Origin of the sequence: Anaplasma ovis str. Haibei (assembly GCF_002214625.1) — a bacterium.
Lineage (GTDB): Bacteria > Pseudomonadota > Alphaproteobacteria > Rickettsiales > Anaplasmataceae > Anaplasma > Anaplasma ovis.
The window spans coordinates 846,959-861,056 of the sequence record NZ_CP015994.1; the positions used below are offsets into that span (position 1 = coordinate 846,959).

General features: G+C 49.8%; 11 protein-coding genes. 3 read left to right on the plus strand and 8 right to left on the minus strand.

What is annotated here, in order from left to right; translation table 11 throughout:
* The first annotated feature begins 24 nt into the window (after positions 1 to 24).
* Positions 25 to 2,643 carry an ATP-dependent chaperone ClpB gene (gene clpB, locus AOV_RS03525; RefSeq protein WP_075139516.1) on the plus strand — a complete coding sequence of 873 codons (2,619 nt, stop codon included), beginning with the start codon at positions 25 to 27 and terminating at the stop codon, positions 2,641 to 2,643.
* A 121-nt stretch (positions 2,644 to 2,764) separates the two neighbouring features.
* Here the strand turns inward: clpB and AOV_RS03530 are convergent, their stop codons facing one another.
* The 3 genes from AOV_RS03530 to AOV_RS03540 all read right to left on the minus strand — a co-directional run bounded on the left by AOV_RS03530 (position 2,765) and on the right by AOV_RS03540 (position 6,487).
* Positions 2,765 to 4,417, minus strand: coding sequence for a hypothetical protein (locus AOV_RS03530; protein ID WP_075139159.1), 1,653 nt, complete (start codon positions 4,415 to 4,417; stop codon positions 2,765 to 2,767).
* A gap of 244 nt (positions 4,418 to 4,661) precedes the next feature.
* Positions 4,662 to 5,489 (minus strand): hypothetical protein, encoded by an 828-nt coding sequence (locus tag AOV_RS03535; protein WP_233497110.1) that lies wholly within the window; start codon positions 5,487 to 5,489, stop codon positions 4,662 to 4,664.
* Positions 5,490 to 5,749: 260 nt separating this feature from the next.
* Positions 5,750 to 6,487: a protocatechuate 3,4-dioxygenase gene (locus AOV_RS03540; RefSeq protein ID WP_233497111.1), complete on the minus strand. Its 738-nt coding sequence runs from the start codon at positions 6,485 to 6,487 to the stop codon at positions 5,750 to 5,752.
* A gap of 652 nt (positions 6,488 to 7,139) precedes the next feature.
* Here AOV_RS03540 and AOV_RS03550 point away from each other — a divergent pair.
* Positions 7,140 to 8,636, plus strand: coding sequence for a leucyl aminopeptidase (locus tag AOV_RS03550; protein WP_075138991.1), 1,497 nt, complete (start codon positions 7,140 to 7,142; stop codon positions 8,634 to 8,636).
* 14 nt (positions 8,637 to 8,650) lie between these two features.
* Positions 8,651 to 9,295 (plus strand): phosphoribosylglycinamide formyltransferase, encoded by a 645-nt coding sequence (gene purN / locus AOV_RS03555; RefSeq protein ID WP_075139484.1) that lies wholly within the window; start codon positions 8,651 to 8,653, stop codon positions 9,293 to 9,295.
* A gap of 8 nt (positions 9,296 to 9,303) precedes the next feature.
* Here the strand turns inward: purN and AOV_RS03560 are convergent, their stop codons facing one another.
* The 5 genes from AOV_RS03560 to AOV_RS03580 all read right to left on the minus strand — a co-directional run bounded on the left by AOV_RS03560 (position 9,304) and on the right by AOV_RS03580 (position 14,083).
* Entirely contained in the window at positions 9,304 to 9,555 is a 252-nt protein-coding gene (locus tag AOV_RS03560; RefSeq protein WP_075139163.1) for a hypothetical protein, read from the minus strand.
* A complete protein-coding gene (locus tag AOV_RS03565) occupies positions 9,521 to 10,354 on the minus strand; it encodes a hypothetical protein (protein WP_117374461.1) in 834 nt (277 codons plus the stop codon). Before AOV_RS03565 ends, AOV_RS03560 begins: the two co-directional genes overlap by 35 nt.
* 428 nt (positions 10,355 to 10,782) lie before the next feature.
* Positions 10,783 to 11,808, minus strand: a complete 1,026-nt coding sequence (locus tag AOV_RS03570) for a hypothetical protein (protein WP_117374462.1) — start codon at positions 11,806 to 11,808, stop codon at positions 10,783 to 10,785.
* Positions 11,790 to 13,208: a hypothetical protein gene (locus tag AOV_RS03575; RefSeq protein ID WP_147314703.1), complete on the minus strand. Its 1,419-nt coding sequence runs from the start codon at positions 13,206 to 13,208 to the stop codon at positions 11,790 to 11,792. Before AOV_RS03575 ends, AOV_RS03570 begins: the two co-directional genes overlap by 19 nt.
* A gap of 92 nt (positions 13,209 to 13,300) precedes the next feature.
* On the minus strand, positions 13,301 to 14,083 hold the full coding sequence (locus AOV_RS03580) for a phosphoribosylformylglycinamidine synthase subunit PurQ (RefSeq protein ID WP_075139168.1): 783 nt from the start codon (positions 14,081 to 14,083) through the stop codon (positions 13,301 to 13,303).
* Positions 14,084 to 14,098: the final 15 nt, after the last annotated feature.

Consider the following 14,098-nt stretch of genomic DNA (forward strand, 5'->3'; position numbering starts at 1 on the left):
AGAAAAGTTAGGCACGTAACCATCATGGATCTGAACAAGTTCACCGAGAAGGCAAAGGGTTTCATAACGAATGCGCAAATGTTTGCGGTATCATCCGGGCACCAGTCTTTGCTTCCGGAGCATCTGCTAAATGTGATGCTGGAGGAGGAAAATGACATGGTCGGCAACCTAATATCCTCATGCGGAGTTGATGTGAGCAAGATTACCAGCACTCTGTCAAATATGCTGAGTAAATTGCCGGTAGTAAGTGGTTCAGGAAGCGGACATCTGAGCCTCTCCAGAGAGATGGCAAAAATTTTAGACGAAGCGGCGAGCCTGGCAAAGCGCAACCAAGATGCGTACGTAACTGCGGAGCGGTTACTGCAGGCCCTTGTTGTCGTGGAAAGCAGCGTGTCGCGAATGCTGCTGAATGAGGGGGTAACAACGCAGAAGTTGAACACCCTGATCGAAAAAATGCGCGACGGAGTGAGGGCTGAAAGCGAAAATGCAGAGCAGCAATTTGACGCACTGAGGAAGTATACCCAAGATCTGACTGAACTGGCCGCAAAAGGCAAGATGGACCCGGTAATAGGCAGGAGTGACGAAACTAGGCGGTTGATTCAAGTCTTGTCTCGCAGAACTAAAAACAACCCAGCATTGATCGGAGAACCCGGAGTGGGAAAAAGTGCAATCGTAGAGGGACTTGTTCAGGCCATGGTTTCCGGTAACGTTCCCATGTGGCTGCGTGACGCAAAGGTGCTCGCCTTAGATTTGGCTGCGCTGATAGCCGGAACAAAATATAGAGGGGAGTTCGAGGAGAGGCTGAAGGCTGTAATAACAAAAATAGTCGCCTCAAACGGCAAAATCATATTGTTCATTGATGAGCTGCACATGCTAGTAGGAGCGGGGGCCACAGGTGGCTCTATGGATGCATCTAACATACTAAAGCCCGTTCTTGCCAGAGGGGAAATACGCTGTATTGGCGCAACCACGCTGGATGAGTATCGTGAACATATAGAGAAAGACCCCGCACTCGCGCGAAGATTTCAGCCCGTATTCGTTGCGGAGCCAACTACCGGTGATACAATTTCCATACTAAGAGGCCTCAAAGAAAAGTACGAGCTCCATCACGGTATAAGAATCACCGACAGCGCAATAGTTGCTGCCGCGACACTATCTAACCGTTACATTACCGATAGGTTCCTACCAGACAAGGCTATAGATTTGATAGATGAGGCCGCAAGTCGTGCAAGAATCGAAATAGACAGCAAACCTGAAATTATAGACAGCATAGACCGTAGGATAATGCAACTCAAGATAGAGTCAGAAGTCTTGAAAAACGAAAAGAACGAGGCATCTCAGCAGCGTCTTGCGGTCATTAATGAGGAGCTCAACGAGCTGAGTTCCGAGGCTGCAGATTTGAACAGCAAATGGCAGGCTGAAAAGGTCAAAATCTCAAAAATGCAAGAACTAACTGAGAAGCTCGACGGGGCGCGTATCGAGCTGGAACAGGCTCAAAGATCTGGCAACCTGTCACGAGCTGGGGAGCTAATGTATGGGGTGATACCATCGCTAGAGCAAGAATTGAAACAGCATGAAGAAGTAGCCGGTACCATGCTGAGGAAGGAAATAGGAGTGAACGACATTGCAGCAATAGTTTCGCGGTGGACGGGTATTCCCGTGGAAAATGTGATGAATAGCGAAAAAGAAAAGCTGCTCAATATGGAGAGAGAAATAGGCAAAAGCGTCATAGGACAGGAAAGCGCTGTTAGGGCAGTGAGCAACGCAGTTAGGAGATCGAGAGCGGGAGTGCAAGATGCACAGAAACCCATGGGGTCATTTTTATTCCTAGGCCCGACAGGCGTCGGGAAGACCGAGCTCACCAAGGCGCTGAGCGAGTTTTTGTTTGATTCCAGATCTGCACTGCTGCGATTTGATATGTCTGAGTTCATGGAAAAGCACTCGGTCGCAAAGCTTATAGGCGCGCCACCAGGATATGTGGGGTACGAGCAGGGTGGAATGCTGACAGAAGCCGTGAGGAGAAGACCGTATCAGGTAGTGCTGTTTGACGAGATAGAGAAGGCGCATCCGGACATCTTTAACATATTGTTGCAAGTCCTCGATGAGGGCAGGCTAACAGACAGCAAGGGCAAGTTGGTAGACTTCAAAAACACAATACTGGTGTTAACATCAAACATTGGACAGGAAATTCTAGTACATGGCTCCACAGGCGAAAGCGCGGAAGTAACGCGCCAGAAGGTGCTTGAGATGCTAAACATGCATTTCCGCCCAGAGTTTCTGAACAGGCTTGACGATGTTATCATATTCAATAGGCTAGCCAAAGAGCACATAGGGCGTATAGTAGATGTTCAGATGTCTTACCTACAGAAAATAATCAGTGACAAGGGCCTCACCATAACTCTTCTGCCGGAGGCGAAATCCTGGATAGCAGAGCGCGGTTATGATGTAACCTACGGGGCACGCCCTCTCAAGCGCCTAATACAACACAACATACAAGACCAGCTGGCAGAGTTGCTGCTCTCTGGTAAGGTAAGTGCCGGAGATAACTTGGAGGGATTTGTGTTGGATGGAGCGCTGGCAATACGTAGGAAGGAGACTCCAGCCACACATACGGAATCCGGAGCAAACAGTTACAACCCGTAGTTATCTACACTTGCATCGGTAGCAGTGTACTTCTGCATGTTAGAGATTCCAGCCGGCTATAAAACCAGTGGTCCGCGGGTTGGGTATTCGGATAGTGCAGCGTCATTCACACGCCCTCTACTTAGCGACTATGTAGCACACCTGCGTCAGCGTTATCGTGCACAAATGCCGCACTACCGACTCTTATATCATGATTTGCGTGTGCAATTCTAGAGTTGGTCTCTCTGCTTTCGGCTTTACCCAGGATTAACAAAATCAAGCTTATGGTACCTTGAGCCATTAGGTTGAGTAGCCCAAAGCTGGCAACGCTGCTTTCTATGCGTGCACCATACAGCACTACATTTTCCCATCCAATGCCCTCCCCTCTTGACCTCCTTGTAATGTACAGCACATCACGTATCACCGCTATTACCGCAATTGCACCAGAGACTGCAAGAGCCGCAAGGAACCCCACATACGCAGGATTGCTCACCACGCTACTGAAGCAGGGTATGTGTAACACCCCTGTGAACAGGGCACCAAGCACCAGAATATTGGTGAGCAATATCTCTGAAAATAAACACGCCCTGTCAGCGATAGCTGAGGCTTTTCTCTTGCCTACGGTGTATAGCTCACTAGACAACTGGGCAAAACATGCGGGAAGCATAAGTATAGAGGTAACCACGCGGAAGAAAATTTCGTAAGCAAACTTATCCCACGGATATGCGGTATTTCTATCTTTGAGTTCTTCCCTAATCACGAACAGCTCGCAGATGTTGCAAACCGCCGTGGTCAGTATACCAAATTTGAGTACGGAACGGGCTATATTGTCAGGCACTTCGATATCAAGAGAGCACGCTCCCTTACGGACTAAGTAGCAGCAGAATGCAGTTGCTCCTGTTAATATCGCTACGGATGACAATATCCCCACAAGTGCGGCAATGCTTATTGGATCACCACGCAACCCCATCAATGATGGGCTACCAACCTGTAGGAAGGCAATATAGGCCACTGTGGCAACGAGAAAAATGTTGACCAATAAAACGTGAGACAATGCACTTAGCACCCGCACCACAGACATCGCAGCCTTCCTTCGTTTGCGATAAAAGTAGTTACATAGCAGGGCCATGCATGCAGGAAGTAATAACAAATATGATGTGCAGTACAAGTAGACCTCATACGCAACATCGCCGTCATATATCCTTCTACGTTGAACATTCTCATGAGTGAAGAATGGCCCGCTGCGTCCACTATAGCTGACAAGCGCCGGCATGCCGTACACTATATCTCGTAGGTAACTCTGTTCTAAAAGTGCATGACATACACCGCACTGTGTACTTTTCACCATTTCATATACACAGTAGTATCGCCACGTCATTGAGATGATAGACAAAGGAATTGTGCACATGGAAGCCAAAAAGAGCACGGCCAGGTCTAGATGAGGGATGAAAAACCCCTGCAGTAGGGTGGGATACTTTTTGAATGCGATTAGCAGGATCTTTGCAAATATGAGCTCAATGGCCAGTACAGAACGCAAGCATAGAAACAGCTCCATGCTGATGGCTGCCCCCACCATCCTGCCTCTTCTGTATAGCTCTTTAGAGATGTAATACGGGATTATAGGCACCACGCACAGCACGGAGCTGCACAGCATGTACGCCGTGTATATCCTACTCCGCACATCGTACGCCTTGGCCTCATCATTCGGGACGGTGTTGCAAGCGTAGTTCAACGCGCCGCCCTCGGACGATGTGCCTATACGTGGCTCATTAGCATACGCGATACCCTCTTCCATAGCTTGAGGCACACATTTTTAGTAAAAACCAAAAAGAGCGCCTCTGCCCACTCTGGAACGGGCATTCATTAGACCCCCACGCACTCAGGTGGCACCCTGCAAGTATGGTACCATACAGAACCAATATAGACAACCGGAGCACGTATTGCCCAGCATCAAATACGCACCCACCCGACATATTTTTGTGAGCGCGCGGGTGTTTGCCCTGGGTTCGCGTACAAACCCCAAGGCAAGCACCTTGCTGCTAGTCTCTAAACAGACCCCACTTGGTCTTTGTGTCCACAGACAAGTCACATATCTTAGAGCCTGTAGCAGCTTCTCTGAAGTTTAACGCCAGATCTTCCTCCCCACTCTTCCTATCGTATATGTAGCACCCCAAGGCAAACAAGGCAGTTGGAATACCCAGCAACAACTGTCTATCGCACCTCGCCAGAGAAGACATGCTCATGGAATCACGGATTTGCTCCCTGAACATCAGGTTAAACGCGGAATCATCAGCCCTATCATGAGCACTGGCAATACCACGCCACATCAGGCTGAAGCCGCGCCTCGCGGGTAGGGAGTCCTTGATCTTCATGTACCACGATGCGTAGTGGTACACAATGCTGATGGCGAACAGAATCATAGTCGGTGCCAGAGCCCACAAAACTGACTTCCCAAAAGAGAAGTGCTGACCAGTTATTGGCCCTGATAGCGCATAAGTAAGCAAGGTAAATGTCGCAAGGTTAAATAGCAGCACGTGCATGTAAGCATACATTTGCCTTACTGTAGGCCTGAGCATACGGTGCAGCAACCCTAACCGGACTCTACCACCTCTTTTCATAGCGCTCCACGGCACGGTTCTGGCCCATGTGTACTCTGACCCTGCAACGGGTCTTGACAGAGTGGCCAACAGGAGCACCGGTGCTGTCAGGAGAACCACCAAAGCCATGGTAGCACGAACATACGAGCAGAATGCCTTGAACCCAGCCGTTGCAAACTTACCTTTGGCCTGTCTCTTAGGCTTGCGGTATATGTTAGGAGTTGCTGTTTTGCGGCCGCAGGCACCACCCATGTCAACAAAAACATCCACGGGCACACCCAGTGATGGATAGCCGCCAACACGTTGGCCATCGCAGGTCATAACTGGGCTTACGCGCTTTTCACGCCTCCCGGATGGCCGGCACACCCTTCTTTTGACTCGGCCCAGGACTTCGGCTGAGTCATAGCTGTCTGGACACGCTTTCACGGACGTATTACCCTAGAAACACACACTTACAAGTGTACAGGGAAACCGCACCGCGAATCAATCATACGCAAACATTGTGGTCAACTTAAAGCCTTCCACAGCTGTTATGGAGCCACGCCAATATCGTTATTATTCTGTTGAGCAGAACCAAAGTTTTCAGCAAAAGTCATATTAAACTCGTACACTTTAACCCCGGTTTCGCCTCCTCCGTCGACTAGCCGCGCAGTGAGTAGCTTCCTCATTGATGCAGGAATCCTGCTGAAACCTGGGTCTTCAGAGTTACCAAGCCCTTCAAAAAACATCTCGGTCTGAAGCTCGGGAAAATCTTGGTGTTTTAACAGGAAGTGGACACGCGGAGACCTACCCATATGCTGACCCGGCATAACTGTAACAAAGCCAAAGTTACCCAGATTGTCTGTGGTTGCCTTGCCAGAACCGTTAAAGTTTTCATCGTATTTCACCTCGCCAGGCCTGCCCGACGAACTCCTAGTTGCCTCACCAGAATTTTCTGCCCTACCCGAATTGTACACACCGCGTGAGTCTGCTTGCCACATAAACACGTTAACGTTGCTGAGGGGGTGGCATTTTGAATCCGTTACTCGCCCCATTATGTATATCAACTCCCCATCGGCAACTACTGGGCTCCCAGACTTACGTGCCAAATTGTTCGAGAGGTTAAAAACATTGGGCATTTCACTAACATCATGAATTTCCGGAGTTTCCACACAATTTATGATCACCGGATCAACCGCACCAGCCCCACGAGAGAAGCACGCCACCAACACAGCCAATCCAACAAACACGCCACTAAACCACTTATTTAACTTCCTCACCCCTCTCATAGCCAACCCCATAACACACCAACAACCTCAGCAGAACACGGCAACCCTGACCGTGCGTGTCCATCCCGGCACAAGAAACCCAACAATCGCGGGTGCCGCACACTACCCATACCGAGCCGACGCCGCGCAATATACAACACCAGAGACTAACCCTGTATTACCGCGCAGCACCACCCAAAGCAAGAAAAACAATTCACCCTAAATCCCGTCAGCATGAAACTCGCCAGCAACGCACATATGCTCCACCAGACGGTGCAACAAACCGCTTTGTCAGAAGCATACACTTCACACAGCATCGCGGCAAGTTTCTGGATTGGCGCAAACCAGTAGGCGGGAAACGGCCTACCATCGCAGTGTTATAGCCGGCTCCATTACACTTAAAGGGTGGCTCTAGCACAAAGCTGATGGGTATGGTGCAGATTCCGGTAGAGCCCGCAATGCACCTTACACCACTCCCTAAAAAATTCGCCCGATCCTCATTGGCCGGCTCTGGGGCAAAACACATGCCACGTCACACCTAACAGCCTATTTGCGTTGGGTGGCGCCAAATGTTGTTCAATAACAACAATCGCGCCCCCTATAGCTTCTTGAAATGCCGCACAAATGGTGCTAGAATCCGCACGCTTGTGCTTGTTTGGTTTTTGGGGCCAGTATGGTTAGTGTTTCGTTTCTTAGTCTTGCTTCCGGTGTTTCTACCTTGCTTAAAACCGCAGTGCTTGTTGTTGGGGTTTTTGAGAGCAGTAACGTACTTGAAGATGGTGGGATTCTGCGCCCTGAGGAGAAAAAGACGGTGTTGAAAGTCAAAGACATGGCTATGTTCTCCGGGAAGTTCGCCGACACCATGCCTATAGTCCTAACCCGTGACGGCGGGGTGGTACTAGTAGTAGGTCTGGGCAAAGAGTCTGACACCATAACGGAGAGTAAGGCTATGGAGTTGGGCGGGGCGGTGTATTCTAGCCTTGAGAAGATTAAGGCGAAGAGCGCTGTAATAGCGGCACCTAGCGGCTCAGAGCTCGGAGTGGCTTACGGGGCTTTCTTACGCAGTTTCAAGTTTGACCAATATTTTCACAGCAAGAGGTCTGACCATGTGTCCACGGTTCAGGAGATCAACGTGTTGGTTTCCGGGGACGCGGAGTCTGCAAAGAAATCTTTTGATGCGCTTAGGAAAGCGGAAGGAGAGTCAGTATTTTTCGTGCGCTCGCTTGTGTCAGAGCCTGCAAATATTTTGTACCCAGAAGAATATGCGGCACGAATTCAGAAGGAGCTAACTCCGCTCGGGGTTGAGGTAGAAGTGCTTGACGAGAAGCGCATGGAAGACGAGGGCATGATGGCCCTTCTCGGAGTTGGGCAGGGCAGCACTAAAGAGTCAAGATTGGTCGTTATGAAATACACTGGGGCACCTGGTGGTGGGGCTCCGCTGGCGTTTGTGGGCAAGGGCGTGACTTTTGACACTGGGGGCGTATCGCTCAAGCCTGCAAAGGGTATGTGGAGCATGAAGTATGACATGGGCGGCTCTGCTGTTGTTGTCGGGTTGATGAGGACTTTAGCCGCAAGAAAAGCGAAGGTAAACGCAGTTGGTGTGGTAGGGCTGGTTGAGAATGCTGTTGGTGGAAATGCCCAGCGTCCTGGTGACATTGTCACTTCCATGTCTGGACAGACCATAGAGGTTTTAAATACAGACGCGGAGGGCAGGCTAGTCTTGGCCGATGCTCTGTGGTACACGCAGAAGGTGTTCTCTCCGAAGTTCATTGTTGACCTAGCGACTTTGACTGGAGCAATAACCGTTGCGTTGGGGGAGAACCAGTATGCAGGACTCTTTTCCAACAATGATTCCCTGGCTGAGCAGCTTACAAAAGCTGGTGAGGAAGTTAATGAGAAGCTTTGGCGCATGCCCATGGGAGATGCTTACGACAAGATGATAGATTCCCCAGCAGCGGATGTGCAAAATATTTCCACCAAGGGACGTGGGGCTGACAGCATAACTGCCGCGCAGTTCTTGCAGCGCTTTGTAAATGAGGTACCTTGGGCACATTTGGACATTGCCGGTGTTGCTTGGGATGACGATGGGTCTGCTGTGTGCGCTAAAGGGGCAACTGGGTTTGGTGTGATGCTGCTCAATAGGTTTGTATCAAAGTATCACGAAAAGTGAGGCGGGGTAGCCGCATGGCAGGGGCAGACCGTCTTAAGCTTGGCGTGTTGATCTCCGGCAGGGGGTCAAACATGGCAGTCTTAGCTCGGGCATGTCTAGATGACGGGTTCCCTGCAGTTGTGGAGTGTGTTATATCAAACAACCCCAAAGCTGCGGGGCTCTCTATTGCCAACAACTACGGGCTACGCTCGTTCGTCGTCGAGAGGAAGCCTCTAGATGTTGAGCGAATTGATCAAGTTTTGACGGATCACAAGGTAGACTTGGTGTGCTTGGCAGGTTTTATGAGCATACTAGAGGGGGGATTCGTTCAAAAATGGCATCGCAAAATGATAAACATACACCCATCTCTGCTGCCAGCATTCAAAGGTATGCGGGCACAAGAACAGGCCTTGAGAGCCGGGGTTAAAGTTACTGGGTGTACTGTGCATTATGTTTATCCGGAGCTGGATGCCGGACCGATAATAATGCAGGCGGCAGTACCAGTTTTGAGCAACGACAGCGTAGAAAGCCTTGCGAACAGGATACTGGCTGCGGAGCATGTGTGCTACCCTGAGGCAGTACGGCTTATATCTCTAGGCAAAATAAGGCTAGGCAGCGATGACGTAGTTGAGGCAAACGACGGCAGTAAGTTGTTTCTTTTTCCCGCCAGTATTTCATAGTTGCCCCCCTATCTTGCTCTTGACTGTTGCGCCACGGTAGCAACATTACCAACAACAGGCTCCCAATCTTGAGCACTAGCAATAGCCTGGTAAAGATCAGCACCAGCCTCGAGGAAATCTTTTTCTCCCGCAAGAGACTTCATCACATCAGAGTTGGAAGTACTAGCCTTGGCAATCTCCACAGCAGCCCTACCAGTCTGAGTCAGGACCTCAGCAGTCCCCTTCTTACCAGTAGCAACGATAGCCTCCCCCCCCCACACCAGTTAGAGCCTTAACAGCAGCGGCCTGGGCACCAAGCTGGGCTTCTACAACATTACCAGCATCTTCAACAGTCTTAGCAGCATCAGCTGTTACCAGAGCACCCAGAGCCCCACCACCAGCAAAGAGTAGAGCCGCAGCTACAACAGGCCAAACAACCACACCACCAGCTACAGCAGCTCCTACAGCCACAGCAACAACCACAGCATCAGCAACAACACTTACAGCAGCGGCACCTAGGACCAGACCACCGACAGCACCTGTTACCACACCACCTTTGGCAATCTTAGCCCCGACCTTGGCACTATCCTTAGCAACCTTGACACCAGCCTTGGCAATTTTAGCAGCAGCACCAGCTGTACCCTCAGCAGCACTAGCAACCCCAGCCTTAGCAATTTTCCCATAATTTATTTTTCCAGCTATAGGAGTTATAGGAGTAAGAACAGGTTGTAATGATTGTACAGTGACTAATCCTTCTTCCTTTACTTGTATAACTTGCTGCCAAGATCTATATAAATCCCTTATAGATACTCCAGTTACTGCTATATATGCAGCAACTGCTGATATAGCCCCAGCTACACATACTGCTGCAGCAATACCTACTGGATTTGCTACAACTGCAGCTACAGCCCCACTAGCAATCGCTAGTCCCACAGCGACTACAGCCCCAGCAAAGAGTAGAGCACCACCTGTTAGCAGTCTCACGATCTCACCAGCACCTAGAGCCCCAGTCGCATGAGCTCTGTTTGCTACTGCGATACGATGTGCAAGTGCTTTTCCTGTTTTTGCGCTGGAACTCAATTTTACTCCTCCCTCCTTGCGGAGATGCTGGTGTATGGTTTATGCGTAGCTCTATTACAGCACCAACGGATAATTATCCCGCTAAGGCCTATAACGCGGGGTATTTCACGTGTAAGTAGGGTCTACCTCCCCAGTCCTAGTGTACAATGACACTACATAACAACTTATTAATAATATGAATATATTAAGGAGTCTGTGCGTGCAATGGTTGGGAGGCGCACATAGTACCCACTGCAACCTTAACTTTTCTCCTTGTTGTAGACGCTTTTAATGATTACCTTTTTATCCCATGTAGCGCTGGTGGGAGGACTTTTAGGTTTTTGGGTAGGGTGGTTTAGCAATCACGCCAGCAACAAGTAGACCACCACCAACCAGAGCACCACCTAGGACCAGAGCAACCGCACCTGCAGCCAAACCAGCAGCACCTGTTAGCAGTCCCACGCTCTCAGCACCACCCAACCGGCAGCCTGAGCCCCACCACCGGCCTGAACAATCAACCCGGCCAACCCACCACCAACACTACCCTGAGCAGCCTTAGCAACACTAGCAGCAGCGGCCGTAGCAGCCTTAAAAACCTCACTCTCATGAGCCTTAGCAGCCTCCTTAGTTAGAGTCACACCAACCTTAGCAACCTCTAGAGCTGCCCTAGCAGTCTCAGCAGCAGCCTGAGCAACAGCCGCAGCCGCAGTCTGAGCGGCAGCCAGGCTAGTAGTTTGAGCAACTTGACCAGCTGCAGCACCTAGGACCAGACCACCGACAGCACCTGTTAGCAGTCCCACGATCTCACCACCCTGACCACTGAGAACACCAGCAACCTTGACACCAGCCTTGGCAATCTTACCAGCAGCACCCTCCTTAGTACCCCAAGAAGTACCAGCACTGGCCGCACCCTTAGCAACCTCTAGAGCTGCCCTAGCGCTCTCAGTCCCTGCAGTTTGAACAGCATCAGCAACCTTACCAGCCACAGAACCCAGGACCAGACCACCTATAGCACCCGCGGCCGTAGTACCTTTGGCAATCTTAGCCCCGACCTTGGCACTACCCTTTGCAACCTTGACACCAGCATCGACACTACCCTTTGCAACCTTCACACCAACCCTGACACTACCCTTTGCAACCTTGACACCAGCTGTACCCTCAGCAGCACTAGCAACCCCAGCCTTAGCAATTTTCCCATAATTTATTTTTCCAGCTATAGGAGTTATAGGAGTAAGAACAGGTTGTAATGATTGTACAGTGACTAATCCTTCTTCCTTTACTTGTATAACTTGCTGCCAAGATTTATATAAATCCCTTATAGATACTCCAGTTACTGCTATATATGCTACAGCAGCAACTGCTGATATAACGGCAGCTACAGCAATAGCTAGACCACCCACACCAACCGTAGCAACCGCACATATTACTGCTACTGTGCATAGTAGCTTGCCTATGTTCAGTGGTACCTCTGACACTTTTCCTGTTTTGGTGGCTTAGAAGTACTCTGTTCAGGTTCAACATCTGGAGCAATCTCACCAATCTCAGCAGGTGCATAAGCGAGCTGACCAGCCTTAACAGCATCCTTGATTGCACCAGCTTTACGTCTACACACATAGGCAGCCCCTGCAGCACCTAGGACCAGACCACAAGAGACCACAGCTACAGCAATTACAGGAGCAGCAGCACCAACAGCAATTACTGCTCCCACAGCCTGAGCAACCAGAGTCACAGCAACGACAGCCATGACTAGTTTCATAGTTGGGCCACCAGCAGGTGGAGCATTAAGCCACTTTATTTTACTAACCTGCTGTGGTTTATAGTTTTCTATAACATCATATTCTGTATTATCCTTCTTACTCCCTGCTACAACCTCCTTCATGGATATCACAGGAATCTTAGCATTCTTAGCAGCATCCTTTATGGCACTGGGATCTACCTCAACCATGACCTTGGCAACACCAGAATTGGTAGCAACCTGAGCCATGACCTTACTGGGCCCAATCTCAACAGTACTCCTACAGCAACAACAGGCACAAGTAATCACAGCAACCACGCCAGCTACAACATCTAGTGCACCCACAGCCACAGCACCTATAGCCAAACCACCAGCACCAGCCGTAGCCCCTAAAGCCAGAGCAACCGCACCTGCAGCAATAACCAGAGCACCAGCAATTACTGCTCCCACACCAACCACGCCAGCTACAACATCTAGTGCACCCTCAGCATCACCAATCTCATCACAACCTATTTTTCCAGCTATAGGAGTTATAGGAGTAAGAACAGGTTGTAATGATTGTACAGTAACTAATCCTTCTTCCTTTACTTGTATAACTTGCTTACAAGATTTATATAAATCCCTTATAGATACTCCAGTTACTGCTAAATATGCTACTGCAGCAACTGCTGATATAGCACCAGCCACTGCAGCTACAGCAGCCATACCTACTGGATTTGCTACAACTGCACATATAGCACCAGCCACAGCAATCACTGCTGGATTTGCTACAACTGCACATATTACTGCTACTGTGCATAGTAGCGTGCCTATGTTCAGGAGTACCCCAGATATCGCATGAGCTCTGTTTGCTACTGCGATACGATGTGCAAGTGCTTTTCCTGTTTTTGCGCTGGAACTCAATTTTACTCCTCCTTGCGGAGATGCTGGTATATGGTTTGTGCGTAGCTCTATTACAGCACCAACGGAAGGAGTGCGGAATATGTCTGGGCAACATTCCCCGTGTGGACACCTTGCATCACTTGTGGCGGCAATTCGTGTCTGTCTGCATATTGCTCGCGCTAGAGCCACCAGCTTAGGCTCGTGTGGGAAAGTGTGCGCAGCATTAGCATTACCCCCTGTGTCTCTGAAGAGTTCCATATGCATCATTAGAGGAGCACGTTGCAGTGTAAACGCCTATATAGCTCTGGTTTTATGCGCGAAAGTACAAGCCGCACGGGGCGGGGTATCAGTCAGGCGAAATATCTTACGGCGTTGCAAAAAACTTCAAAGCCATCCGCATAGGTGGGCGCGGGCTTTCCTGCACGCATGCTTGCATCTTTTACATCCGTCCAGTCATATCGCTGAGTAAAAAATACCGCCCTTTCGGGGTGCGGCATCATGAGAAGAGCGCGGCCACCATTTCCAGATAGCGCAGCAATGTCATATGCTGACCCATTTGGATTGTGTGGAAACTGGCCATCGGCAGGTTCACCGCTAGGTTTCGCGTATTTCATTGCGACGCTGCCATGTTCTACAAGCCCGTCTAGTACACCATCTGGAGCGCAAAACTTGCCCTCACCGTGTGCAACGGGAATGTACATTTCGTCTATGCCTTTTAGCCATACCGAACCGCAACACGATCTTACTCTAACCCACCTGCACTGATATCTACCCACATCATTGCGCACCAGAGCTACATCAGGGAAAAATACCCTGAGTAAAATCTGGCACCCGTTACATATCCCCAGTAACAGCTTATCTTGTTCCACGAACGCCCGCATTTCCTCCCCAAGCCCATGTAGCATACGTAGCGCAAATGCGTTGCCGGCACCGGTATCATCGCCGTAAGAAAACCCACCAGGCACCACCATGGTGTTGAACTCTCTGAGACACTTAGGGTTCAGCAACAGCTCGTTGATGTGCATTATTCTCCCGGAAACACTGGCGTTTAAAAACCGCCCTGCTTCCATAAATGCGAAAAGTGTTTCCTCTTCGCAGTTTAACCCATACCCAGACAAAACCACTAAATTCATGCGCTATATTTACAC